We start from the raw sequence: 25,995 nt of genomic DNA, 5'->3' as shown, positions 1-25,995 counted from the left end.
AGATAATGCAATAATAAAAACAATAATTCCGATTAAAACTCCTGTTTTAAAGATTCTTTATATTCTTCGATAGGTTTTTCCAATAACCAGTTCATTCCAATATTATAAACATCTATTGCCCATTCTAAAGGAGAAGGCCATGCATTTTTCATAGTTGCAAAACCTCTTGTTTTTAAATCATTAGCATTTGTTAGATGATGCTGCTGCCCAGATTCATATCTTGATTCAATTCTATCAACGTATATTCCTGATATGTCGGACATATGGGTAGGAGTCGGATTATCTGTAAGTACTTGAGGGTTTAATTCGCGGATCGCTCGTGGATCGCTAGTATTGGAATATTGTGGATTTGATTCTGAAATGTTTGCATCTCTTGTAGAAAGTGCAGCCTCCTGTCTATGATCCCAAATCTCATATTCTGAAGTTCTTGGGTTATAATCATCTTTAATATGCTGCATCGGCATAAGGATCAGCATCTCCAAATTTTGGAATTTGCGGTCCTGTAGATTGTGTTATTTTATCAATTTCTTCAATAGTTTTTCCTTCTGCATAATCATTTAGGCCTAACGTTTAGTAAACATCTGGACATGAAAATCTTTTCCGATCCTGATAATAAAAAATAAATATTTTTAATCTACCGGATGATCAGCTACTATACTGCTTCCATTTGGTTCTGCTGCCATATCACTCGCCATTCCTTCTGCTATATCCAACCTTGCTTCTTCGGAAAATAATGTCCCGATAAATGGTATTATAAAAAGTAAACCATTACCTGCACTTTTTAGGGTATTATTAAAATTAGTCTTTACATTATTACCAATAGCTGTACGACCGTCATCTACCATACTAGGGGTCATTCTTCCATTATTATAAAATCTTATTCCGTTTTTCCATTCTGGATATTTACCATTATTCAGATCCGTTAACAATTGTTGGGCCAATGGATTCGTACGTAATTGCGGCCTGCTGAGTCCTTCAAGCTTATTGAGTTGATTCCGAAGTTCAACACTTTGTACAAGTATTTTTGTTGTAACCGGAATATTGGTAATCTTTCCCAGTACAATACTTTTTTTGTAGGATGTGATCTTGTACCATGGTCCGTCTTTTTTTATTTCAAGAAGATCATGAGAATCTTGTACAAAATCATCAGGCTTACTGGGCATTCCTACAGGATTATTTTTATCTATATTTTCTTTTTTTACTTCACCTTTTTCATTTGTTATGTATTCGGAGTGATTGTTCATTTGATCGTAGGTTACATTATCTCGACTATCTCCAAAAGTCTCATGATAACCCCTGATGCCCCCTCTAAACACATAATTAACCGCACTGAATGCAAAAAAACCAAAAACAAACCTTCCTCCCGCAACAGTGAGTTTACCCATTATAGAAGCAGCTCCGATACTAAGAATAGAAGCAGGAAGCAAACCACCTGCAAAACCTGAAGCAACAACATTAATTGCCAGTTCCCACCTATTTTTTGAAGCAATAGAACTTGCTGCGGCTTTTGCTGATGCCTCATCAAAAAATGGAGTAAGAACACCATCACTTTTACACTTTAAAATGGAAGAACGCGTAATAGCCGAAGCTCCATTGATTTTAACACTATTATGTGCCAAAAACCACTGACCTCCTTTTAAAGGTCCTGTACATTTATGGGTAGCCGCTACAATGGTAGCAACAGCACCTCCAACAACCATTAATGACCCAACAGCAATAGCACCCGCAACCACCCAGCCAACAGGATTGGATAAAAGTAAGGCCCCCACAATAAGCCCTGCTCCAAAAGCCAATAGTGTTCCCGCCAGATTCCAGGGAGATTTACAAGTAAATTCTTCCATAAGGTTCTTGTCATCAACAGTAAGCAGTGGTTGATCTGTATTTTGATAATAAACACTTAATTTATCTCTGCTAAAAGAAAATTTCTGTGGTGATGCACTTAATTGAAAAGTACAAACAGCAAACACTTTATTCTGTGGAATATATGAAACGCTCATAATTTGTTAATTTAAAATGAATCATTCTAAGAAATAAATCATATATATCAATCCTCCAACCAATAGTAATATACTTATAACTAACAAAACTATTGGCAAGAAAAAAAAGCCTTTAATGGCGTAGTCTAAAAAAGACATTCTTTTTGAAAATAACTTATTCTGTAAATTATTTCTTATAATGGTCATCGTATTAAAAAAGTTACTATTTTCAAAAACAAACCAATAAAATGAGTTCTTGGTCCTATTAATTCTTAAAACTACCCCCATTTTTTTAATGGGTAAATTATAAATATTATAATCTGTAATTTCATTATAGGGAAATATATCTAACTGATTTTTTTTTTGAGTTTGAATGGTAAATACTTCATTCTGAAATTCTATACTACCTCTTATTTTGGTTTTCCAGAACAGAAATACGGCAAAAAATGTAAAAATCACACCAATACATACAACCCAATACATCATCTGGGTAGTATTACTTATTATATTTTTTAACTGAAATATACCCAAGAGGACAAAAATTCCAATAACAATAATAAAAAATAATGTACTGAATCTTAACGCAACAAACTCTATTTTTGTCTCAGTCTTTTCTCCCATATCTTAAAAATTACAATTCAACATTTTTAATAATATACTCTGTAATAACTTCAAAGTTATTTTTAATCTTTTCAGCAATTGAAACCTTTCCTTCCTTGAGCATATTATTCTTTTTATTAACCGTATATCTTATTCGATATATAAAATTAAATTCTGTGTAACCAAATTTAATCAAAGGTTTATAAATTTTATCATACATTTCCTTTAGCGAATCCTCAGATAAATTACTTTTGTTTAGCGTTCCCACAAGTCGATAGGTTGAAAAATTTTCATCCTCACTTATTAAAGATTTAACAACATCTGTTTTTAAGTTTATATTAGGGAATAGCTGAGAAAACTGATTAAGTTCATAATCTTTCAGGCTCTCCCCCTGATAAGCCTTCCCAAAAACATGGAAAAACAAATTTTTATCCATCATTTTAGAGAGGTTACCATTATCTAAAAATTCTTTATTTCCGGTTGAGATTATATCATCTGCCTGCTTAGGAGCCTGAGATATGAGTTCTTTATATACTTCATCATTAATCAGGTTAAAATCTCTAAATTTCACCCATTTTTTCCCGATTTCTTCCTGATTGTATATTTTATCCATACAGCCGGTCTCAGCAATATTGAATTTTATAGGGACTTTTAATTTATCCAGTTTTTGGGCTAATTGAAATCCTTTTTCATAAGCCACAGGATCTACTGAAAAATTAAAATCTGTCATATCAACATTAAATATATCGATATGATCCGCTTTTTCAACTAAGAACTCAGTATATGTACTCGCGGAAAGCGTAATGGTTTCATTATTTATCTTACTTACATTAAGTTGTTCACACCGGTATCTGGCTATGTTATTAAATTTTAGCTCTTCAACCGTATGGCTTTTTAACATGGATTTTTTGTAAGTCTGATCACTTATAATCACATATTTCAAATGTATCGGAAGCTTATCTGTAATGATTAAACTTGCCACACCACACTTTGAATTATGAAAGTTTTTTAAATCATCCACTTTAAGATCAAATTTTTCAGCTATTGATACTATGGTATCTCCTTTCTGTATTTTATATTGTATAAACTTCATTTAGTTAATTTCTACTTTTGTTGCCGTAATAGAAATATTACTTGGATTGAGTGATATATTAGTAAGTGAACATCCCGTATCACTTGAATTGTCGACAGTTACCGTTGAAGATCCGCTTACAGTAACATTAGTGCTTTGTAATTTTATACTATCACCTGTTATTTCTATAAAACTATTTCCCACTTTCAATGTTACTTTTTGAGCTCCGTTTAAATCTATTACTCCATCTTTCCCCATAGTTAAAACGCTTTGCCCCTCTCCTACATCTGTTGTGTGTTTACAACCTACATTTGTAGTATTATTATTCTTGACCGTTTTTGTATTATCATTTCCAACATTTACGATCTTATTATTATTAGTGTTGGTTTCAGCATTTCCTGCACCGTCAAATTTCATATTAGCCCCTCCCTGGTCGGTTAGGAAAACAGAGCCTTCCCCGTCATTCAGTTCTAACTTGTTTCCGCTTCTGCTGCTTAAGCTTTTAATATTATTCCCCGCTCCTCCTCCTGCACCAATACCTCCATGAAACATTCCTCCCATTACAAACGGGCGGTCAGGATGCTGGTGTACGAAATTGGTAATTACCTGGTCTCCCACTTCCGGAACAGACATGAAACCACGGTTTTTATTGACTTTATCGCTGCTTCCGGCATCAGGAGACATTACGCGGATAAATTCTGTGGTATCCGGCCCGTTCTGCCAGTCGAACTGTACCTGCACTCTTCCCTGGTTTAATGGGTCTGTATTGGATATTACTCTGGCAAACTGAGGTTCTGCTTTTGGAGTATGGAATTCCGGACGGGGAATAAATCCGGTATCCGCTGCTATGGCTTCAAAATGACCGTCATAATACCCTCTGGCATCTACTTCGTGTACCATTCCGATGATCATTAATTTGGTGAAATAAGCGGTATCATTAGTATCTGCTTTACGCATTTCAATATCTGCAGTACATCCGGGATACAGGAACGGAACGGTTGTGGTTCCGGATGTGATAAACACTTCTGAGGCAGAACTTCCCGCAGTTCCTTTCTGTGAAGCATCAATATCCATGAAAGAAGCTGCTTTGATAGGAGCAACTCTCAAAGATGGAGTAGTAAAGGTTCTTTCTGATATTTCATATGCCCTTTTGGCAATATCTGAGGTATGGCTGATCTTCGGGCTGCCACCGGTAAGTTTTTCATTTTTACTGCTGTTGTAACCGTAAAAACTTGGGCTTACGTGCTGTGCTTTCATTTTGATCGCAATATCGCTTACACTGCTGCCATAGGTTAGTTTCACGGGTTTTTCCTGAGGAGGAAGTTTTCCGAAATGCAGTACTTCACCGTCATAATAAAACTGTTCTCCGTAAGCTTCGGCTATTCTGGCCAGATAATTATAATGGGTTTCTTCGTACTGAGAGCTGTAAGGAACATTTCCATACTGGGCGTCTACTCTGAAATCGAATTTATTCTGTCCCAGTCCTTCTCTGATTACCTGATCGGCAATACTGTTTAAGCTGACCGGCTGTGCACCGCCAAAACTCTGGATATGAGGTGCCGCATCCAGAAGTATGGTCGGACTGTATCCTGTGAGTACGATATTTCCCAAACTTCCTTTCTCCTGGCTGAATCCCACTTCTGTGATTACGCCTACAAAATTACGTTCAGGTCCCTGCTCTACATCTTTATATTTAAATACTACGGTGATTCTTTTTCCTAAGAAGCTCTGGGCTTCCTGCAGGTTGTGATTTTCTGCACTTTCCAAAGTATCATGAGCCAGGGTAAGGCTGAATTCATGATGTCTGGAGGCATTTTGCGCAAGCCTGAAGTGCTTGAAATGTTTAATGATCTGTCCTTCGATCACAATATCAAGCTTTACAACACGGTTGATTCCTGCAATATGGTTTTCAATAATTCCCTCAACATTATGAATTTTGGAGGTCGGCTGCTTAGACCATACTTTGCTTTCCACAATGGAAGGATCATTCGGTATCAGGGTCTGATTCATGAACATATTGGTTCCCTGCGCGGTATTTGAATATGCCTGCCGGGTTTCCTGAATATTTTTCTGAAATGCTTTTCCTACACCATCCAATTTTTGTTCTGCTGTTTTTACAACGTCACTATTTACAGCATCTGTCAGCTGTTTTTCCCCTGGCAGACTATTCATATTATTATCCGGGGTAAATTCTTTTATCGATTGGTCATCCTTAAACATAATGTGTGTTTTTTTAGTTTAAATGAATTACAAAGAGAATATCTTTCTCTTCCATGGACTGTTACATCTATTTAAAATACTGATTACCAATGCATAGAAATCAATATTTATGATTTAGTATTTTTAAATGGAAAAACAGAATAGTATATTCTTTCGAATATCCTATCCTGTACCAATTTATTTTTACTAAGATGATGTACGGATTTATCTGCTACCGTCTGAAGGCCACATTCCAGAATATTTGGAGTTACCATAGTCAATGGTTTCCGCACTGATTACAAAGCTGATCAGCATACTGTTTTCATCAATTGCATCGAAGTCTACCTCATGTTGGATCACGTATCCGTTTTCCCAGTTCAGGGTGATCAGTGTACCTTCTTCGTGAGATTTGTTGAAAGTGATTTCTCCGGTTGTCGGCTTATACTTTCCGTTCAGTAAGCTTTCAAGGATGTCTGATTTTTCAGTAGCTTCTACTGTAACTTTGATAAGTGCGTTGGAAGGATCTGATGCTACACGTCCTGAAACGTCCGTAGTTCTTGATACGCTGTAATTCAGCTTTAACAGTTTCTGACCTTCTCCTCCGTTGAATTTTAAGATTCCTCTTGAATTTGCTGCCATGATTTGTAAATTTTAATCGTTAATATTTCGTGATTTGGTGATTGATTGTTGAACAAATATAGAAGGACCTTTTATTAAAAAAAAACTTTTCATCATAAATCTGAAAAATTGTAGTAGTTCTACGATTTGGTGTAGTAATTCTACGACTTTTGATTTAAAATATCACACAAACACCATACAACAGGCAGTTTCAATAAGTTTACAAGATAAAAAAAACATCATTTTTTCACACTCACACGAGAAATATTAAGTTTTATTTAAGGTATTTTTAAGACATTTTTAACATACGTAGTTACATCTTTATCTCTTGGCAGCATGCAGGCGGAGCTAAATAAAACAGCCATAACTTGGAGAGTATGGCTGTTGTTACTGTATAAAAAAAGATGGCTGATCTATTGTTGCTGCATTTTACTTCCTTCTTTTATAGAACGGGAAAGAATTTTATTTTTTCTTAATAGAAAATCCGGCATAAGGTCAGTAGGAAGATAAAATAAACTTTCTCCTGTTTTTTGAAGTTCATTTTCTATTCCCGGATTCCAGGCAAGAATTTTATCGACTTCTACTTTTAATTCATCTGCAATAATATTGAGATTAAATCCTGCATTAATTTCTGTTTCGGCAAGAGAAGGTCCTGCATATTTTTGGGAGCCGCCTTCGGTCAAGAAAATCTTATTGATACGTGAAGAGTTATAGTTATTGATAACACTTTCCAGTTCCCCTGTCGCATAACAGGCATTTAAATATTTCTTTACGTGGTTGATGGTTTCTGCCGGAAGGAACCTGGAAAACTCGTGATACTGAGTAGAACCTGCTGCCTGCATGGCTTTGGCAATATTTCCTTCTCCACAGTTGTACGCAGCTACCACTGTTATCCAATTGTTGTACTTTTTATAAAGATTAGTCAGAGAAATTACGGCCGTTCTGGTGCTTTTATATGCATCCCTGCGTGCTTCCTCGGTAAGTCCGTACTGATTGGCATGCGCGGTCATAAACTGCCATACGCCTACTGCACCGGCTCCTGATGTGATATTCTCATTAAAATGGGATTCTATCATTGCCAGATTTCTCAGATGTTTCGGCAATCCTCTTTGTGCCAGTGAATATTCAATATATTTAACAATATCTTTATTGGAATTAATGATATTCTGGTATTTCCTTACACTGCCTTCTGAGGTATCGGAGGCAGCAAGAAACTGTCCGCTTACCAGCACGGAAGTACCTGCCAGCATCAGCCCTGTAAAGATATTTTTGAATAAAGTTTTCATTTTAAGTGTTTTACTGTTATTTACAGAAAGTAAAAGGATAAAAAGCGAAAATGCCAATGAGCAGATCCGCTTTGTGCTTTAGTCTACTTTCCAGTTTAGTTTTTCTTCTTCTTTATTCCAGTCGACATGAATGGTCTGCCCGGTTTTCACTTCTTCCCTTACGATCATTTTGGAGATCGGTCTTGCCAGCTGGGCACGGATTACTCCTGAGATCTGTCTTGCCCCGTATTTGCTGCTGAATCCTCCTAATGCCAGGTTTTTCACGGCTTCATCACTGATCTTTAAAGCCATCCCAAGCCTTGTCAGAGAGGCGTGAAGTGATTTCAGCTGAATATTGAAGATTCTTTCGGCGATAGATTCTGTGATCGGGGCAAAAGGAATAATCTCGGTAATTCTCGCAAGGAATTCCGGTCTGAATCTTCCGGAATTGGACATGATCTGCATGAGTGAAGATGATTCGGGTATTTTCCCTTCTTCAAACTGTTTTACGATCTCTTCACTTCCGATATTGGAAGTAAATAATATCAGCGCATTGCTGAAATCTCCTTCTTTTCCTAATTTATCGTGAACTTTTCCTTCATCCATGATCTGCAGGAACACATCAAAAACGGAATGGTGAGCTTTTTCAATTTCATCAAACAGAACTACGGTATAAGGCTGCTGTCTGATTTTATTAACGAGCATTCCTCCCTCCTCATATCCTACATATCCCGGAGGCGCACCGTATAACAGGGCCGCAGAGTGTTCTTCTTTAAATTCCGACATATCGAAGCGTACCATTGCTTTTTCGTCATTGAAAAGAAGTTCTGCCATAGATTTGGCCAGCTCGGTTTTCCCGGTTCCGGTAGGTCCCAGCAGGAAGAATGATCCGATAGGCTGTCCCGGTTTGTTCAGTCCGCTTCGGTTTTCTACAATAGCGTCGGAAAGAATCTTCAGTGCATGATCCTGTCCTACCACCCTGTTCATAAGCATGGATTCCATATTCAGGAGTTTTTCTTTTTCCTGAGCCTGGATTTTCCCGATAGGAATATTGGTTTTTGCCGCCATTACAGCTGCCAGTTCCAGACGGCCTACTTTTTCTCTTTTTGTGGCTGCATGCTGTAAAAGTTCAGCATAGGTATCATCAATTATTTTCTGAATCTGCTCTATTGGCATAGCATTGTCCAGTGCAGGCTGCTCACTCAGTGATCCCCATAAAATAGGGCTTATTTTATCTCTTAACAAATTGTAGGTCCAGATCAGCTCGTCTGCCTGGTGTTTGTTGTCTGTATACTCTTCTTTCAGAATGGCTTCATAGCTTTCTTTCCAGCTTTCCAGTTCTTTTTCAGAGAGCTCGTCCAGCATTTTGATTGCGGCCATAGTTCTGTCCAGCAGGTCTATGGCGGCATCCGGCAGCTTTTTGCCTTTGGCATATCGTTTTGCCAGGCGTACACACTCCGGAAGTGCATTTTTTTCCACTTCAATGCCGTGGTGTTTTTTATATCCTTCAAGAAGTACATCAATCATTTTTACGCAGGTCTGCTCATCCGGTTCATTTACGGTAAGCACTTCAAAACGGCGGTTAAAAGCCTGTTCCGGCTCGATGATCTTTCTGTATTCTTCCTGGGTAGTAGCCCCAATTACGGTAATTTCGCCTCTTGCAAGCTCCGGTTTCAGAAGGTTGGCAACGTTCCCGATACTTCCTTTCGGATCCAGTAAAGTATGGATTTCATCGATGAAAAGAACGGCTTTTTCAATTTTCTTGCATTCGTTGATGACTTTTTTCAGACGGTCTTCAATTTCTCCTTTATAAGAGGTTCCGGCAAGAAGTGCCCCGGTATCCAGTTCCAAAAGGGTAGCATTTTTGAGCATTTCAGGAACATTTCCTTTGGTAATTTCGATGGCAAAACCTTCTACCAGAGCTGTTTTCCCTACCCCAGGCTCACCGATGATGATAACATTCGGCTTGCTTCTTCGGCAAAGAATTTCAACGAGCATTCTGAGTTCTTTATCTCTTCCTATAATATTTTCAAGCTCTCCTTTTCTGGCCTGTGCTGTTCTGTCTACACAATAATTTTTAATGGAAGGAAATGATGAATCTGTAAAGTCTGATCCGTTTGAGAAAAGTGAAGAGAAATCTCCATCTTCAGATACGGTAAACGGGGTATCTTTCCTGTACAGATTGAAGATTTCGTGCTCTCTCAGCGGTAATGATTTCAACTGCTGAAGAGAAAAGACAACCTGAGGTTTTACGATGGCGGTAAGGATACAGATCGGGGTGATTTCGTCCAGACCTAATTTTAACCGGATATCGTCTGCTTCTTCAATAAGGGTATCTACTGCATCATCCTGAGCTACCTCATCCGGAAGATGGGCTGTCTTGGGATATTCTTCGATACGGACGTCTGCCCATTCGTAGAAGTATCCGGGATCTTTATCGATGCTTTTCAGAAATTCATTAAGTCCGATATCTTTATGCATCAGGGCCTGCAGAATGTGCGGGCCGCCATATGTTCCGTTATAGTTTTCCTTCGCTATTGACTGGGCAATATGAAATAGCTGTTTTACTGTTTCGTTGGTTACGAGTACTCCCATTGATAATTTTTCTTATATTAATATGTCTGTGTTCTTTTTATTCTTCCAGATAATTTGGTGTTTAGGGCTGAGGAAATTATCTTCAGCCTGTATCATCTGTCAAAAGATACGTATTTACAAATATATCTTTTTTATACAAATTTATACAGGGATAAAGATAGTAATTCTTTGAATAGAGAACTAATACCTGCCTGAAGTGAACAAATACTCTGTTCATCAATGCTCAGATCATTATATGACCGCCTGACCTATTTTTATATATTCAGAAAATAGAGCAAAGCCAGACTCAGCCACTGCAGCCCTATATAGATATAAAAAATCATGGCGGAAGGTTCTGCCAGTTCGTGCAGTTTTTCGATCAGTTTTGTTTTAATCAGATCATAGAAACTGATATTTCCGTTTTTCAGATCCAGTTCATCGAAGCTCATTTTTTTTAAGGCATAGCTTAAAACCTTTTTTATTATTTTATTTTCTGAACTGTTTTTAAATTCGTTGATCAGCTGGATTTTAACTAAAGCATAGTCGGCACTGTTCCGGATGACGGCCGGCTGCCCGGATCTGAACTTGTTCATCACTTTATCAATTGCCGGAATCAGAATAGGTTCTGAGTAGACCTGAACCAGTTTGCTGATCACGTTGGACATGGCATATTTTGTAGCCAATATTCCGATACAGAACGGTGCAGCTATCATCAGCAAAAAGAAAAGACTTGCGGAAACCGGCTTTGTGGTAATGGCAGCCACTATAAACAAATACGCTCCGCTGTGTCCTAAACCACTGCCAAAACTTGCGGATAATATATAAATTCCCGCTACCATGACGATCACTGTGGAAAGGATTCCTATTCCATAAATCTTCAGTGCACTGAAAAGAAATGTTGCTGATAATTTTGAAAGGTATTTAAGCTGATTGGTGACTGTACTCATGTGAATCTTTGGTTTAATTGGGTTTTATGGTTATTGTATTGAGATCTTTGTGAAATATAGTGTTTAGGATCACGAAAATAGAATGATTATATTTTTTTATTTAAAAGTATCAAACGACCCCATCATAAATGTTCTGATGACAGCATCAAAACTATTGCTGTTATTCTTTAAGAAGCTTTCGACAATCTTATCGTTCTTTGGATAAACCGAAGGGTGATAAATGATGGCCATGATTTTATTTTTTTCTAATATATAAACCGTTCCTCTCATAAAATAGTCGTAAAAATAATTTCCCTTCTCGTATTCATTATCTTTATTCGTTAATTGTTTCTTTATATTTTCAAAAACTTTTTGAGCAGCAGATCGGTCTTTATAATAAAGTTCTGAAATTTCAATATTGGTTTCAGACTGAAGTGTTATCCCTTTTTTTATTTCATTCAAAAAATAGAGCTTATTTAAAGTGGGATAATAGGCCATAAATAGTTTACTTTCATTCAGTGATACATATTTTTTCTCACCGGAAAGCAATAATTTTAATTTCGCATTTACAGAATCTTTTTCACTTATTTTTATCGTCGGAATTTCTTTATTCAAATCTTCTTCTGTCTTATGACGGATTACAATACTATCTTTTTTACCTTGAAGCGTATCGGATGTTTTTTGTAATACCAGATCTCTTTTTTTTGTTTCACAGTTTGTTAAACAGAATAAGGTAAGCAATAGGAGATACAATACTTTCATACTATTTATTGTCTTTTAGGTTGGCTCCCAACATTATTTTCTTTGTTTTATCAGTAATGGAAAACTCTCTGTGAATACCGGCATAGTCGTAATACTTCATACCTATTACTTTTCCGTTACTATCATATTTGTAATATTTAAAAATCACTGAATGTCCACCATTAAAATTGGGAGCACTATTCCCTTTAAGTGCGCTTCTAATCTCTTCTTTTAAAGATGTCCAACTAATTTCATTACGATTATTCCAATATTGAATCATAGCTCCTTCTTCTAGTTTTCCATCCCATATCTCATCAGTGGTTACTAAATCTGCATAACCATTTTTGGCCAATGCTCCTCCAACTCCATATCCAAAATATTTATCATCAATTGTTGGAGTAGTTGTTCCTGAATATCGATAGTCTTCATTCTTAATATCAACCATTATTGCATCAGTGATATTCCATGTGTCAGAATAAGCTTTTTCTACTCTTTTCATCGTTATTGCAAAACACATTCCATGAGGGTTTTGGTATTGGTTAGCAACTTTAAAGGATTCTTCAGGAAAATTAAATGTATGGGTATTGGGTAGTTGCTGAGATGCACTGGCAATAGGCAATTTTTCAATATTTTGCGTTAATCTTCTTCCTACTTTTGAACCTTTTACTTTTGATATACCACAATTCACGTTACTCACATCGCCATCAAAAAAAACATCATTATCATCTGCGTATAACTGTACCTGATAGACATCTCTGGATCTGTTCCAATCAATATAAAAAGTATCTCCATATTTTATATCATTAATAACTGTTGAAAAAATAGATTTTTTTTCCCCTTCCTTAAAAAAAAGCACTGTAATATTTCCACCATCACTATCATTCGCATTTGCATTTCCTTTTTCGGCTTTAAATTTAACTCTGACGTTTAATGCGTCTGTTTTAAACTTGATTTCATGAGATTTCTGTTTCTGTAAACCTGCATCTAATAAGTCTGAAAAGGTCCACTCTTCTTTATCATTAACAATTACTTCATAAGAATTAAACATGTCTCCCTCATCATTAATAGCAGTAATAAGTGGAATAAAAGCGTTATCAGAACTTTTGGGTGCCTCATCAGGTGTTCCTAACAAAGTTCCATCTTCGGCTGTAAAATGGCTGAATTTTCCTGCATAAGCTTCAAATTCATTCGTAAAAACGGTCCATCCACCCTCTATAAAAGTAGAACTCTCACCTTCTGTTATTCGTATGATTGACATAATTAATGTATTTTGGAGTTTTCTCCACTGTTATTGTTAAAAGTTTTCTGGGAATGAATATTATTATTTTCCTGAGATACGATCGTTCGTGCCTTGGCCTGCTCTTTAACCTCCTGGGCTTTAGACTCCCTATTCCCCTTCACAAATTCCATTAAACTTCCTACCACATTCGTCATGAAATTGGCTCCTATGGTAATATTTTTCATCGCTCCCACACTTTCGGTATGATTCATTGAAATACTGTCGGATTTATTCATTCCCACGGTGGTATTCATATTTTCTCCTACATTGATATTCATATTTTTTCCGGCGGTAAATGTTATGTCATTCGGGGCGGTCACCATAATATTTCCGCTTCCGTCCATAAAGTAGGTATTTCCGCTTGGGTCGAGGATGGTTACGCTTTTTTCATCGTCATTCATCAGGACTTTAATTCCGCTTTTCGTCTGGATAGATCTCATGTGATTGTTTACGCCGCCGCCCAGTGCTGTCTGCCCATGAAACATTCCTCCCATCACGAAAGGCCGGTCCGGATGACTGTGGACAAAATTTACCATGACCTGGTCTCCCACTTCAGGAATGGCAACATAGCCTCTGTTTTGGGTGATACGGTCTGTTCCTCCCGCATCCGGGCTCATCATTCTGATAAAATGAGTGGTATCATTGGTCTGCCAGTCGAATCTTACCTGAACTCTTCCCTGTCCGTCAGGGTCTGTATTGGAGGTCACGGTTGCCAGCTGCGGCTGTGCTGTGGGCACGGTAAAATCAGGCTTCGGAAGATAACCTGTATCTGAGGCGATGGCTTCAAAACTTCCGGTATAGTGGCCGATGGTATCGATTTCGTGGATGGTTTCTGTTACCATAATTCTGGTAAAATAGGACGTTTCATTACTGTCGGGTTTTCTCATCTGAATATCGGCTACACAGCCCGGATGAAGAAAAGGTACCGTGGTGGATCCTGAAACGGAAAATACATTCACGGCACTGCTTCCGGAAGTACTTCTCTGGGAGTTTTCAACGTCAAGATGTGTGGAAGCCCTTATGGGAGCAACCTGAAGCGCCGGAGTTTTATAAATGCTGTCGTTATGGCTGTATGCTGTTTTGGCCAGATCACCGACATGGTTTACAGGAGTAGAACCTGAAGTAAGCTTTTCGTTACGGCTGCTGTTATATCCATAAAATTCCGGTTTTGTGTGAACGGCTTTCAGTTCTACCTTTATATCGTTGGCGTTGCTTCCGTAAAACAGCTGGATGGCTTTATTCTGAGGTGGAAGTTTACCGAAATGAAGAACTTCACCATCATAATAAAACTGCTCACCATAGGCTTCTGCCATTCTTGCCAGATAATTGTAATGGGTTTCATTATACTGGCTGCTGTATATGATCCGGGAGTAGTCATTGGTATCGATTCTGACATCAAAACGGCCACTATCAATTCCCTGTCTGATGATCTCTTCGGCAATGATTCCCATATTCACGGGCTGTCCGCCTCCAAAGCTCTGGATATGCGGGGCTCCGTCAAGAAGAATAGTAGGGCTGTATCCTGTAAGCACGATATTTCCCAGGCTCATTTTTTCCTGGCTGAATCCTACTCCTGTAATCACGCCTACAAATGTTCTTTCAGGACTGTTCTCTATATCTTTATAGGAAATAACTGCTGTAAGACGTTTTCCCAGAAACTTATTGGCTTCTTCCAAAGTATGGGTCTGGCGGTCTTCCAGGGCATCATGTGCTAAAGTTAAACTGAATTCATGATGATGGGTGGCGCTCTGTTTCAGTTTGAAATGCTTGTAGAATTTAATGATTTTTCCTTCTACCACTAAGGAAAGTTTTACTAAACGGTTGATTCCCGAATGATGATTTTCCGAAATACCGTCAGCATTCTGAGACGGACGAAATGAAGTGTTTCTCGACATATTTTGTGTTTGGGTTTTCATTTTTATGCGGATCAATATTTAAACTGATCCGCGGTTATTGTTTCAGCCGGGATTCTTTTTCTCCAGCGTGCCATTCTCTATTGAATAATGATCCGGCAAAATACCATTATTTTTTCAAAGTAAAAGTCCTGATAATTTTCTGGTTTTTAAATTTATACACTGCAGTCCATAGAGGCAAAATCTATAACGGTAAGGTACCATTTGCCCTCTATAAGGGTCATGTAAAAAATAAAGGTTCCGTCTTTACTGTTTACTGTTACTCTCCGGCTTTTCGTTTCCAATTTTTTAAATTTCCCGATGTCTTTTATCAGTTCGTTCTTTTTCTTTGGTTCCAGTTCTTCACCCAGGATTTTGGGTGAATTTTCAAGAAAGAAATGAACAGATTCCGACAAAGCATGAAATTTATTTTCAGAAGAAACAAAAATTCCCTGTTTTTCTATTTTATCACACTCAAAATAGGATTTTTCGGTAAACTCAATCGCATTTAAATTCAGGTCCCCGGTTTTGTATTCTTCCAGAAGAGACTGATAAGGAATGCCGGCCGATTCTGCAGATTGGTGATCAAGGCATTTTTTATCCAGACAGACTTTCTGCATTTTCAGCCAGCTGTTGTTGGGTCCGGTGGTGGTAATAAGGGTCAGCCCTGCATTTTTATTGATTAACTGATTGAATTTATCAGAATTTTTATCATTATAGGTTTGCACCACTTTTTTCACAAACTGCTCTACCTCTTTATTCTGCCCCTGTAAAGAGCCACACCCTGAAAAGAGAATGGATGTAACGATGATCAGTAATAAGTTTCTCATAAGCATTCGTTTAATAATGAAAGAACAGCATCTTTTACCACCTGACCTTCTCCTGCGGTTTTAGACTGCATTTCTTCATGGGTAAAGATATTTTCTTTTTTCAGGTTATATTTTTTCATCAGGGCCACTACAATGCACTTTACTGATTTCACCTGTGCATCAGTCAGCTGATCCCAGTAAATATCATCATCTGTCCATTTTCCGTTCACTTTGCGCTGACCTTTGAAAGATCCTGTTAATTTAACAGACTCCGGGTTTTTCACTTTGGTATCGTAAACAGTATACAGGTCCTTTCCTACTTTGTAATAAGCCATTCCAACCACTTCTATACCGATGGAGTTTTCTGTCTGTATTTCCATATGGTCAGTCCGGGCCGTCTTGTTCATAATATGATTGGAATACTGATCCAGCTTGATCGGCTGGAATATTTCACCGTCCGTACCACGTGCTCCTTCTACATAAAAATGGGTTCCTTTTGAATGGGCAATCGCTCCGGAAATTGTTGAACCTATTGTTCTGTGTAAAACAATGGCAATAATTTTCTGGATTCCGTCATTTCCTTTTACTTTGCTGTCTGCTTTGGTATGAACAACATTCGGGCCGTTCAGTAATTCTTTATCAATAGAGTACAGGCTGCATTCACAGTATTTGATTTGAAACCATTTTCCGTTTTCATCAAGCCAGTAATTGGGCCGGGAAGCTGTCTGCGAATCATTTTCACTCTCTTTTGCATTTTTCCCCATATAGGTAATTTCCACTCCGGGATTATGTTTCCCGGCATCCACTATGATACAGGTATTTACTTTTTTATCTTTGGCGGCATTTATTTTAGTTCCCCAGGCTTCAATATCTTTTTTCTCTGCGGAAGGCTGAAGCTTTACTTTATAAACGGCCAGACCTTCTTTATCTACTGTTGCGGTAAGCAATCCCTGTACATCTTTGTCATCCTGCATCAGATCTACTACTCCATAAGGTTTGTCACTTACAACACCGTCACGGTCTTTTAAATTGACTTCTATTTTTTTACCTGTCAGTCCTGCTGTTTTCACAACAATATATACCGTATCACCTACCGTAGCGGAACTGATCTTCACGTAACTTTTATCTTCAAGCCGGGCAACATACGCATCCAGTACTGCTGCGGCTGTAATATTAACAGGATCTTTATTCGTTCCATATTTTACCCCATCTGCTCCTTCCTGTCTAAACTGTGTTTCCGAAGAGTTTACGATATTTCCTTTGGCAAAACTGAGATTACTGCCACCTGTGGTTTCAATATAATCCCCGCCTATGTAGCTTTCCTTACTCATTGTTCAGTGGTTTTTAGAATTGGTGTTATTTTTTAAACTGATCTTTTTATTTCATATTTTTCGGGAGAAAATTTCTTTGAATTTTTCTGCAGTAAGTGATTCACTGAATTATCTCCATTAAAATTAGTAAAAAAAATCATCCGGTTTCTTTATTTAATGAAGTTTTCTGATTCACTTATCTTGTGTAACCTTCACAGAATAAGATTATTTCAGGCAAAAAAGACCGCCTTTTCGGGACAGTCTTTTTTTATGAATGTGGATGTGTAGTGATATGATATTAAGCACCCGGCCATATTCCATCGTACTTAGAACCTCCGTAGTCGATGGTTTCTGCGCTTACTACAAAGCTGATCAGCATACTGTTCTCATCGATTGCATCGAACTCCACCTGATGCTGGATCACGTACCCGTTCGTCCAGTTCAGAGTGATGAGTGTACCTTCTTCGTGAGATTTGTTGAAAGTAACCTCTCCTGTTGTAGGCTTATATTTTCCATTTAATAAGCTTTCAAGGATGTCTGATTTTTCAGTAGCTTCAACTGTAATTTTGATAAGTGCATTGGATGGGTCTGATGCTACACGTCCTGAAACGTCCGTAGTTCTTGATACGCTGTAATTCAGCTTTAACAGTTTCTGACCTTCTCCTCCGTTGAATTTTAAGATTCCTCTTGAATTTGCTGCCATGATTAGTAAATTTTAATCGTTAATATTTCGTGATTTGGTGATTGATTGTTGAGCAAATATAAAACGTCCTTTTTTTAAAAAAAAGCTTTTCATTATAAATCTGAAAAATTGTAGTAGTTCTACGATTTGATGTCGTAATTCTACGACTTTTGATTTAAAACACCCGAAAATTCCTTTTATTAGCCGGCAATTTCCTCTAATTGAGACTATCTTTATTTTAACACTGAGCCGGGAAGTATCAAGGTTTATTTTCTGAATACAGAAGGGTAAAATTCAAAAAAAAGCCCTGTCAGAAAACAGGACTTTTATAGTAAAATTCCGATGTGGTTTTATTCTATAATTGTATTAATGTCCTTATTTTTATCCATTTTTGAAGGGGTAAAATTAATTCTCATCATAAAATCGTCTGCGTTATCTTTTTTTACCTCCAGAAGATTATTATCCAACAAAGAAAATTTAAAACCAAACCCCGTTGATTTGTAGGAACTGTCTTCAAGCTGGACAATCGTTTTATGTTCACCATTCTGGTTTTTAACCGATTCTTTGACAGATACATTTATCAGGCTTTCCTGTGCCTTTTTATCAATGAGATCGGCCATTGAAATACGATAAATCGTGCTGTTTTCCCTCAGATGTTTTGAAAGGGTATAAATGGTATTATTTACCATTTTAACATCCTGGAAATCCTCTCCCAGTATGTCAGTATCCATTGGGGATAACTGATAACTTTTGAATGGAATGATAACTCTGGAACTCTTTCCTGATAAAGAGTATAGCTGCACATCAACCTGTCCGAATTTATCCAGCAGGAATACAATATTATCCAGATTCTTAAAGGCTGCGATTACTTTAAACTGTTTGTAGAAACCCGGCCTGCCGGCAAGGGGACTATATTCATTCAGCTTCTGTTTACTGATCTTAAACTGATCAAGTGTCTTGTTTTCTTTGCCTTTGATTTTAAATTCCCAGGTATAATAATTATCGCTATTGTCTATAAAGCATTCAACAGAAAGGTTTTTATCCAGTTCTTTATTAAAGATCAATTCAGCATTTGCATTCATATTAGATTTTGTATGGGTTTGACATGAGACCAATTGTAGTAAGAAAACTAATATCAAAAAAAATATTCTTTTCATAGCCAATTTATTAATTAGGATAAATCTGTTTAATCAACTCTTTCTGCATATCCGAAATAACCGTTTTATATTTGTATCTATTCTGTTTATCAGTAGTAGGCGTATAATCTTTAAATGGATCTAAATATTTCCCAGCCTGCGGTTTATAGATTATAGCATCTGTAAACGGATTGGCAGGATCTGTTTTGGCATACAGAATACCGCTCAGAGCTTTTGATGCATAATCTTTTAACAATGCATCATCATCAGCAAACTTTACCGTTGAGGATATCCCATAGGAGGGATCAAAATATGTATTGCCGTATTTGGTAAACACATGGTCCCAGAATAAATTCAAAGGTATATTTTTTAAATCCTGTGCTTTTTGTTTTATATCTACGGGGGCAATAGGGTCTTTTATTGTCCATTCTTTTACCAGAAACAGAGAGTTCTTATATCCGCCGGCATCCACAATTCCTGTAGGTAATATGACAAAATTATCAAATTTACCTGTGAACAGACTTCCTGACTGTATTTTGCATATATCCTGTAAAAAGGAACTCCATTCTCCACACCTTGCTTCTCCATATTTTATCAAATATCTCACTCCCCGGAACCGCATGCTGCTGGCATGCAGTGAGCTGGTATTCCTCCAATATCCCATAGCTCCTTTTATACGGGCCCTTTCAACATTTAAAGTTTTTATATGAGCAAAGACATTATTCATAATTTCATCGGCATTTCTGGATCCTTTACCAAATTTGCATCCAATATACAGGAATGTTTCCAGTATGCTTTCTTTACCGTTCGCTCTATTTATAATCCTGCGATTTCCGTCTTCTGCAGTATACTCTCCTCCTCTTGCTGAAGAAGGAGACAATTGATCATATCCTGGATTTCCTATTGTAAGGTACAGGCAGAACTTCACACTTTTCATGGGCGCCCAATTTTTCCCGTCTTCGGAATATTCAAAATTGAGGGTAAAATTCTCCAGATACTGCACGGTATCTTTATAGGGCTTTGTATCGCAGGTGAATGTCAGCTCATGTTCTTCATCCTTATTTTTTTTAGGATGCTGCTGCTCTTTAAAAATATATTTTTTGTTTGAATCCTGCACCCGGATTTTACATGTTACCGGAGCTTTGGTTTTAAAAGTGGCTGTCAGCACAAAATTGTCTGTACTTGCCAGGGTAATGGGTAAAGGATCCGGTTTATTTTTGTCTTCAGCATTTCCCCTCAGACTAAGCCAATGGTAGTACTTTCCTTTGTCTTCCAATATCCAGAAATTTTTAAATTCACTGAAACCGGAAACTTCATCATGGCAAACATCATAAGTAGTACTGATCTTAATTTTAATAAGATCCAGGCTGCCTAACGAAGGGGCTGCCGTGTTTACATTATAACTTACTCCCGTTTGGTTACCTTTCTGTGTGAATTGCTCTGCAGAAGAATTTATAAGGCTTTTTCCTGCAAAAGTTTTGGCATCACCACCGGTTGTTTCTATATAGTCACCACCTATAAAAGATTCTTTGCTCATTAGTACAGAAAATTAGTAGTTTTTAGACTTCTCTCCTGAATTGTTTTGTACTTCTGTTTCAGAATGCTGTTCGAATGTTCCCTGGCTTTGAGTGGTAATTTGTCCGTTGGCTACCCTTAACCGGTCTTTTTCTGTGTGGGATTCTTTATTTCCCTGGATAAATTCAGTCATCTTCCCGGTCACATTGGTGATGAAATCTGCTCCGGTGGAAAGGTATTTCATAGAACCTACACTTTCAGAATGATTGACCATGATGGTATCCATTTTATTGACTCCTACATTTGTTGTCATATTTTCACCGACATTGATGTTCATATTCCGGCAATTCAGGGTCATGGTTTCAGGTGCGGTAATGGTAATATTGCTTCCTGTGGTATCCAGATGGATTTCATTCCCGGATTTATCGGTAATGATGATACTTTCATCTTCTGTAAATACTACCCTGTGGCCACTTCGGGTCTGAATGGATTTCACGCGGTTATCCAATCCGCCGCCCAGTCCTACTCCACCGTGGAACATTCCTCCCATTACGAACGGACGGTCCGGATGGCTGTGAACGAAATTCACCATCACCTGGTCTCCTACTTCCGGGATAGCCACGTAGCCCCTGTTTTGGGTGATACGGTCTGTTCCTCCCGCATCCGGGCTCATCATTCTGATAAAATGGGTGGTATCGTTGTTCTGCCAGTCGAATCTTACCTGTACTCTTCCCTGTCCTTCCGGATCGGCATTGGAAATGACGGTTGCGATCTGAGGTTCGGCTTTGGGTAATGTAAATTCCGGTTTGGGTAAAAATCCCGTATCTGAAGCAATTCCTTCGAAACTTCCTGTGTAATGTCCGATGGTATCTATTTCGTGGATGGTTTCCGTCACCATAATTCTGGTAAAATAGGAGGTTTCATTGCTGTCAGGCTTTCTCATCTGAACATCGGCTACACAACCCGGATGTAAAAACGGAACAGTAGTATTTCCAGATAACGAAAATACATTTACCGCCTCACTTCCTGAGGCACTTTTCTGCGAATATTCCACATCAAGATGGGTTGATGCTTTGATAGGTGCTACCTGGAGAGCGGGTGTTTTATAAATTTTGTCATTATGCTCATAAGCTGTTTTCGCAAGATCGCTTACATGGTTTACAGGAGTAGAACCAGAAGTAAGCTTTTCGTTACGGCTGCTGTTATATCCATAAAATTCCGGTTTTGTGTGAACGGCTTTCAGTTCTACCTTAATATCATTCACATTGCTTCCGTACGTAAGCTGAATCGGTTTATTCTGAGGCGGAAGCTTTCCGAAATGCAGGACTTCACCATCATAATAGAACTGCTCTCCATAGGCTTCTGCCATTCTGGCCAGGTAATTATAATGGGTCTCATCATACTGGCTGCTGTATATGATCTGGGAATAATCGTTGGTATCGATTCTGATGTCAAACCGGCTTTTATCAATGCCCTGTCTGATCACTTCTTCTGCAATAATTCCCATATTGACAGGCTGGCTGCCTCCGAAGCTCTGTACGTGCGGAGCCCCATCAAGGAGAATGGTAGGGCTGTATCCGGAAAGAACGATATTTCCAAGACTCATTTTTTCCTGGCTGAATCCTACTTTGGTGATGATTCCCACAAAGTTTCTTTCGGGGCTGTTCTCAATATCTTTATAGGAAATAACCGCTGTAAGGCGTTTACCCAGGAATTTATTGGCTTCTTCCAAAGTATGGGTCTGGCGGTCTCCCAAAGCATCATGTGCTAAGGTTAAACTGAATTCATGATGATGAGTGGCACTCTGTTTCAGCTTGAAATGCTTGTAGAATTTAATGATCTTTCCTTCTACCACTAAAGACAGCTTCACCAGGCGGTTGATCCCGGAATGTTGATTTTCAGAAATTCCGTCAGCATTCTGAGACGGGCGAAATGAAGAGTTTTTCGGCATATTTTGTGTTTGGGCTTTCATATTTCGTTGTGTTTGAATATATTAAAGTTAATAAAAAAAATCATCCGGACCATTAATTTCCGGCAGGTTATTTGTCTATTTTTTATGTAACCAATATAGAATAGATCATCCCAGGCAAAAAAGACCGTCTTTATTGGGACAGTCTTTTTTTATGAATGTTGATGTGTAATAGTGTAAAATTAAGCACCCGGCCATATTCCATCGTACTTAGAACCTCCGTAGTCGATAGTTTCCGCACTTACTACAAAGCTGATCAGCATACTGTTCTCATCGATTGCATCGAACTCCACCTGATGCTGAATCACGTATCCGTTCGTCCAGTTCAGAGTGATGAGTGTACCTTCTTCGTGAGACTTATTGAAAGTAACCTCTCCTGTTGTAGGCTTATATTTTCCATTTAATAAGCTTTCAAGGATGTCTGATTTTTCAGTAGCTTCAACTGTAATTTTGATAAGTGCATTGGATGGGTCTGATGCTACACGTCCTGAAACGTCCGTAGTTCTTGATACGCTGTAATTCAGCTTTAACAGTTTCTGACCTTCTCCTCCGTTGAATTTTAAAATTCCTCTTGAATTTGCTGCCATGATTTGTAAATTTTAATCGTTAATATTTTGTGATTTGGTGATTGATTGTTGAGCAAATATAAAACGTCCTTTTTTTAAAAAAAAGCTTTTCATTATAAATCTGAAAAATTGTAGTAGTTCTACGACTTTTTGTAGTAATTCTACGATACTGGATTTAAAAACAGTCTTTAAAGCCTATCATCAGAAGATTTCCCATAAGCTTACAAGCCCTGATAAACAGAGATATTTTACACTCAATTGAGAAATAAAACGGGATTTCATGCATTTTTCCGGGAATGATAATGATCTTAAAATATCCGGTGGTAAGAGCCCTGAATTTTTCATTCCGGATGCCTGCTAAATTCATTTTGAATACCAAATAAAAAAGCAGAAGTACAAACTTCCGCTTTTATAATGATCAGCAAATTCTGATTAATGTTTGGTATATTCCGGTGCTTCTGTTTCCTGCATCGTCGGCATAAAGTATTCGTTCAGCCAGTAAAACGTCTGCCCGTTCTGTTCGATCTTCACAGCAGGATGTTTTCTGTAGGAAAGCATTCTGTCTGCAAGCTTCTTATAATTATGGAAATAGTTTTTCACCAGTTCGTTGGAAATATCTTTGGATTTTTTCCAGCCTCTCAGATTAAATTTAGCCATCAGCTCTTCTTCGGAAAGATCGAACCCTGTACTCAGACCAACGGCATAGGCCATTGATTTTTCGTAAAGATCTCCTTTATCCAGGAATTTGATCGTAGGGTTATATTTCTTCAACAGTTTTATATACTCTCTGATTGCTCTTCCTTTATTGAAATCCTGTCTGCCTGCCTCTGTTTTCTGATATACTTCCGTATAGAAATTCTTCAGGTTATCGAATTCCGTTTCAGAGATCAGAATTCCTTTCTCATGTCCGGGTTTAAATTCTTTCAGGTCTTTCGGGATATGTCCTTTCACCAGGAATGGGTTCCCGTAGTTGATCAGCTGTGCGGCAATTCCGGCAGAAACAGGATTGGTAAGTCCAGGATACAGATATTTATATTTCAGGTCTACATCTGTATTTCCGGCTCCCACAGAAGAATGGAAATATTCGTTAAGAGACTTGTCAATTGTCTGGTTATCTAAAACGACCTGTGCAATAAGGCTGTCCACAGATTTTTTAAGATATCCGGGTGTTGCAATTTCTCCTTTTTTAGGGAAGATCACAAATCCCTGGGACATACTCTGTTTAGGATAATCTAATGAGAAGAATCCTGCATCCCCTTCTATCAGGCTAAAATTATTCTTAGTAAGAACGTCATTCTGCTTAACGATCTTCTGCTTTTTAAGTTCGGCTATATTTTTTGCCGTATTGGTTACCACATTTTCCGACATCAATACAAAATCATTGTAATTATCGGATGATCTTGCGCTGGTCTGGAACATGATAAGTCTAGCCTGAGCCTGCGAAAGTGAACTGATAACACCATACATATTTCCATTCTGATTGGATGAGGTTCCTACGGTGATCACAATATTCGTTTCATCCGGCACATTGGAAAGAAGGTTTCCTGCTGCGGAAAGTGCTTCTCCTACCGGCTGGTAACCACTGTTGCTCACACAGTTCATTTCATTGGTCTTCTCATCAATAAATTTTGTGATCTTGTTATAGTCTGTATTCAGGCTTGAAACAGCTACATTGTTTCCGCATGGGTTATTTTTATATAAAACAACGCCATATTTTATTGTATTGAAATAGGAAGGGGTCTCAAATCTAAGCTGCAGATCCTGAAGCAATGATTTTACTATGGGAGCGTACGGTGCATTGGGAGCACTTATATCCAACGCAAAAACAATATTGATGTTTTTATCTCTCTCTGTAATTTCTTTATACCGGTCGAAATAAATTTTATCTCCTAAAACATTAAATACATAATTCTTGCTGTAATCCAGGATATTGGTAAAATATTTTGTTTTGGAATCAGGGGTTGGAGCCTCATCCAATGCCAGGTTTACGGGATAAATATTCTCAAGTGGTGTTCTTTTGCTGGCATCTGTCAGAAGAATGGCTGTTCTGTTTTCAGTATTTGCCCCTCCCGGATAGCCTTCCCGCACCCCTAAAGTAGTATCGTTATATCCTGCATCATTTTTGAGTTTAATGGCGGAACGTTCTCCCCAGGTTGAGATCACATTGGCATCTACCCAGCCATACAGGTTGGTACTGATACTGTCTATATCGATGGACGGTTTTTTACCTACCAGGAATCTTCTGTTGTTTTCTGCCTGTTTGTACACATATACCATCTGGCCGTTCGGGATTTTGGCTTTAGCATTTTCTATAAGGCTTGGAGAGTTGAACACCATGATGGAGTCATTCTTGTAATATCTTTCGGCACTTCTGATCACATCGCTGTTATTCGGAACCACGGCTACTCTTACCGGATAACCGGTTTTTTCACTTTTTAATGAGCTGTTCCATAAAAGAAGGTCTGATTCGGAAATCCATCCATATGTTTTAATGGATTTTGATGAAACCTTTTTCATTAAGGCATCCGGAACGTATTCCGCTACTTTTACCATTCCGTCTCTGTGCTTCAGGACCATCAGAGGTTCCAGGAATTTAACTTCTTTATAAGACTTCTCGTCATCCTTATCGAGATAGGCAGTATTTCTTGAGCGGTCGGAAATAACGATCCATGGAACCGATTTTTTAGGGTATCCGTTTACCACCGGCGAATTGTCTACCTGCCCGTACTGTGACGGTTCAGGGGTTCTTTTAGACGGCAGCTTGACCTGACAGCTCGCTAATAACACTGATAATCCTATATAATATGCTGCTAGAGGAAATTTATTTTTCATCCTATTTTATCTTTTTATGATTGGCGCATCCGGC

20 protein-coding genes are annotated in these 25,995 nt (G+C 38.0%); all 20 read right to left on the bottom strand.

Annotated elements, in window-relative coordinates:
* Positions 1 to 32: 32 nt before the first annotated feature.
* Positions 33 to 482 (bottom strand): hypothetical protein, encoded by a 450-nt coding sequence (locus AC106S_RS09255; protein WP_482438787.1) that lies wholly within the window; start codon positions 480 to 482, stop codon positions 33 to 35.
* Between the two features lie 147 nt (positions 483 to 629).
* A complete protein-coding gene (locus AC106S_RS09250) occupies positions 630 to 1,997 on the bottom strand; it encodes a hypothetical protein (RefSeq protein WP_482438786.1) in 1,368 nt (455 codons plus the stop codon).
* A gap of 21 nt (positions 1,998 to 2,018) precedes the next feature.
* Entirely contained in the window at positions 2,019 to 2,597 is a 579-nt protein-coding gene (locus AC106S_RS09245; protein WP_482438785.1) for a hypothetical protein, read from the bottom strand.
* Between the two features lie 10 nt (positions 2,598 to 2,607).
* Positions 2,608 to 3,669 carry a LysM peptidoglycan-binding domain-containing protein gene (locus tag AC106S_RS09240; protein WP_482438784.1) on the bottom strand — a complete coding sequence of 354 codons (1,062 nt, stop codon included), beginning with the start codon at positions 3,667 to 3,669 and terminating at the stop codon, positions 2,608 to 2,610.
* Positions 3,670 to 5,868, bottom strand: coding sequence for a type VI secretion system Vgr family protein (locus AC106S_RS09235; RefSeq protein ID WP_482438783.1), 2,199 nt, complete (start codon positions 5,866 to 5,868; stop codon positions 3,670 to 3,672). It lies immediately after the preceding gene.
* Between the two features lie 204 nt (positions 5,869 to 6,072).
* Positions 6,073 to 6,486 carry a type VI secretion system tube protein TssD gene (gene tssD / locus AC106S_RS09230; protein ID WP_482438782.1) on the bottom strand — a complete coding sequence of 138 codons (414 nt, stop codon included), beginning with the start codon at positions 6,484 to 6,486 and terminating at the stop codon, positions 6,073 to 6,075.
* Positions 6,487 to 6,878: 392 nt separating this feature from the next.
* On the bottom strand, positions 6,879 to 7,751 hold the full coding sequence (locus AC106S_RS09225; protein WP_482438781.1) for a lytic transglycosylase domain-containing protein: 873 nt from the start codon (positions 7,749 to 7,751) through the stop codon (positions 6,879 to 6,881).
* 78 nt (positions 7,752 to 7,829) lie between these two features.
* Positions 7,830 to 10,325, bottom strand: coding sequence for an ATP-dependent Clp protease ATP-binding subunit (locus AC106S_RS09220; RefSeq protein WP_482438780.1), 2,496 nt, complete (start codon positions 10,323 to 10,325; stop codon positions 7,830 to 7,832).
* Positions 10,326 to 10,579: 254 nt separating this feature from the next.
* Entirely contained in the window at positions 10,580 to 11,251 is a 672-nt protein-coding gene (locus tag AC106S_RS09215; RefSeq protein ID WP_482438779.1) for a hypothetical protein, read from the bottom strand.
* 96 nt (positions 11,252 to 11,347) lie between these two features.
* Positions 11,348 to 11,992, bottom strand: coding sequence for a hypothetical protein (locus AC106S_RS09210; RefSeq protein ID WP_482438778.1), 645 nt, complete (start codon positions 11,990 to 11,992; stop codon positions 11,348 to 11,350).
* A gap of 1 nt (position 11,993) precedes the next feature.
* Positions 11,994 to 13,229: a hypothetical protein gene (locus AC106S_RS09205; RefSeq protein ID WP_482438777.1), complete on the bottom strand. Its 1,236-nt coding sequence runs from the start codon at positions 13,227 to 13,229 to the stop codon at positions 11,994 to 11,996.
* Between the two features lie 2 nt (positions 13,230 to 13,231).
* Entirely contained in the window at positions 13,232 to 15,166 is a 1,935-nt protein-coding gene (locus AC106S_RS09200) for a type VI secretion system Vgr family protein (protein ID WP_482438776.1), read from the bottom strand.
* A gap of 152 nt (positions 15,167 to 15,318) precedes the next feature.
* Complete coding sequence (locus AC106S_RS09195; protein WP_482438775.1) at positions 15,319 to 15,972, bottom strand: hypothetical protein; 654 nt, start codon at positions 15,970 to 15,972, stop codon at positions 15,319 to 15,321.
* Positions 15,969 to 17,282, bottom strand: coding sequence for a peptidoglycan recognition protein family protein (locus AC106S_RS09190; protein WP_482438774.1), 1,314 nt, complete (start codon positions 17,280 to 17,282; stop codon positions 15,969 to 15,971). The genes AC106S_RS09195 and AC106S_RS09190 overlap by 4 nt, the downstream gene beginning before the upstream one ends.
* Positions 17,283 to 17,559: 277 nt before the next feature.
* On the bottom strand, positions 17,560 to 17,964 hold the full coding sequence (gene tssD, locus AC106S_RS09185; RefSeq protein WP_482438770.1) for a type VI secretion system tube protein TssD: 405 nt from the start codon (positions 17,962 to 17,964) through the stop codon (positions 17,560 to 17,562).
* 329 nt (positions 17,965 to 18,293) lie between these two features.
* A complete protein-coding gene (locus AC106S_RS09180) occupies positions 18,294 to 19,025 on the bottom strand; it encodes a hypothetical protein (RefSeq protein WP_482438773.1) in 732 nt (243 codons plus the stop codon).
* A gap of 85 nt (positions 19,026 to 19,110) precedes the next feature.
* Positions 19,111 to 20,616 carry a hypothetical protein gene (locus tag AC106S_RS09175; protein ID WP_482438772.1) on the bottom strand — a complete coding sequence of 502 codons (1,506 nt, stop codon included), beginning with the start codon at positions 20,614 to 20,616 and terminating at the stop codon, positions 19,111 to 19,113.
* 12 nt (positions 20,617 to 20,628) lie between these two features.
* On the bottom strand, positions 20,629 to 22,566 hold the full coding sequence (locus AC106S_RS09170) for a type VI secretion system Vgr family protein (RefSeq protein ID WP_482438771.1): 1,938 nt from the start codon (positions 22,564 to 22,566) through the stop codon (positions 20,629 to 20,631).
* A gap of 179 nt (positions 22,567 to 22,745) precedes the next feature.
* Entirely contained in the window at positions 22,746 to 23,150 is a 405-nt protein-coding gene (gene tssD, locus AC106S_RS09165; protein ID WP_482438770.1) for a type VI secretion system tube protein TssD, read from the bottom strand.
* A gap of 411 nt (positions 23,151 to 23,561) precedes the next feature.
* Positions 23,562 to 25,961 carry a type VI secretion system protein TssR domain-containing protein gene (gene tssR / locus AC106S_RS09160; RefSeq protein WP_482438769.1) on the bottom strand — a complete coding sequence of 800 codons (2,400 nt, stop codon included), beginning with the start codon at positions 25,959 to 25,961 and terminating at the stop codon, positions 23,562 to 23,564.
* Positions 25,962 to 25,995 lie beyond the last annotated feature (34 nt).

Source organism: Chryseobacterium sp. FR054, from assembly GCF_056844565.1.
Note: the sequence above shows the minus strand (reverse complement) of the source record. Positions and strands in the feature narration are given on the sequence as shown.

Coding starts and splice junctions, on each gene's coding strand:
- AC106S_RS09250 (WP_482438786.1), bottom strand. CDS start 1,997: ATGAGCGTTTCATATATTCCACAGAATAAAGTGTTTGCTGTTTGTACT.
- AC106S_RS09245 (WP_482438785.1), bottom strand. CDS start 2,597: ATGGGAGAAAAGACTGAGACAAAAATAGAGTTTGTTGCGTTAAGATTC.
- AC106S_RS09240 (WP_482438784.1), bottom strand. CDS start 3,669: ATGAAGTTTATACAATATAAAATACAGAAAGGAGATACCATAGTATCA.
- AC106S_RS09235 (WP_482438783.1), bottom strand. CDS start 5,868: ATGTTTAAGGATGACCAATCGATAAAAGAATTTACCCCGGATAATAAT.
- tssD (WP_482438782.1), bottom strand. CDS start 6,486: ATGGCAGCAAATTCAAGAGGAATCTTAAAATTCAACGGAGGAGAAGGT.
- AC106S_RS09225 (WP_482438781.1), bottom strand. CDS start 7,751: ATGAAAACTTTATTCAAAAATATCTTTACAGGGCTGATGCTGGCAGGT.
- AC106S_RS09220 (WP_482438780.1), bottom strand. CDS start 10,325: ATGGGAGTACTCGTAACCAACGAAACAGTAAAACAGCTATTTCATATT.
- AC106S_RS09215 (WP_482438779.1), bottom strand. CDS start 11,251: ATGAGTACAGTCACCAATCAGCTTAAATACCTTTCAAAATTATCAGCA.
- AC106S_RS09210 (WP_482438778.1), bottom strand. CDS start 11,992: ATGAAAGTATTGTATCTCCTATTGCTTACCTTATTCTGTTTAACAAAC.
- AC106S_RS09205 (WP_482438777.1), bottom strand. CDS start 13,229: ATGTCAATCATACGAATAACAGAAGGTGAGAGTTCTACTTTTATAGAG.
- AC106S_RS09200 (WP_482438776.1), bottom strand. CDS start 15,166: ATGAAAACCCAAACACAAAATATGTCGAGAAACACTTCATTTCGTCCG.
- AC106S_RS09195 (WP_482438775.1), bottom strand. CDS start 15,972: ATGAGAAACTTATTACTGATCATCGTTACATCCATTCTCTTTTCAGGG.
- AC106S_RS09190 (WP_482438774.1), bottom strand. CDS start 17,282: ATGAGTAAGGAAAGCTACATAGGCGGGGATTATATTGAAACCACAGGT.
- tssD (WP_482438770.1), bottom strand. CDS start 17,964: ATGGCAGCAAATTCAAGAGGAATCTTAAAATTCAACGGAGGAGAAGGT.
- AC106S_RS09180 (WP_482438773.1), bottom strand. CDS start 19,025: ATGAATGCAAATGCTGAATTGATCTTTAATAAAGAACTGGATAAAAAC.
- AC106S_RS09175 (WP_482438772.1), bottom strand. CDS start 20,616: ATGAGCAAAGAATCTTTTATAGGTGGTGACTATATAGAAACAACCGGT.
- AC106S_RS09170 (WP_482438771.1), bottom strand. CDS start 22,566: ATGAAAGCCCAAACACAAAATATGCCGAAAAACTCTTCATTTCGCCCG.
- tssD (WP_482438770.1), bottom strand. CDS start 23,150: ATGGCAGCAAATTCAAGAGGAATTTTAAAATTCAACGGAGGAGAAGGT.
- tssR (WP_482438769.1), bottom strand. CDS start 25,961: ATGAAAAATAAATTTCCTCTAGCAGCATATTATATAGGATTATCAGTG.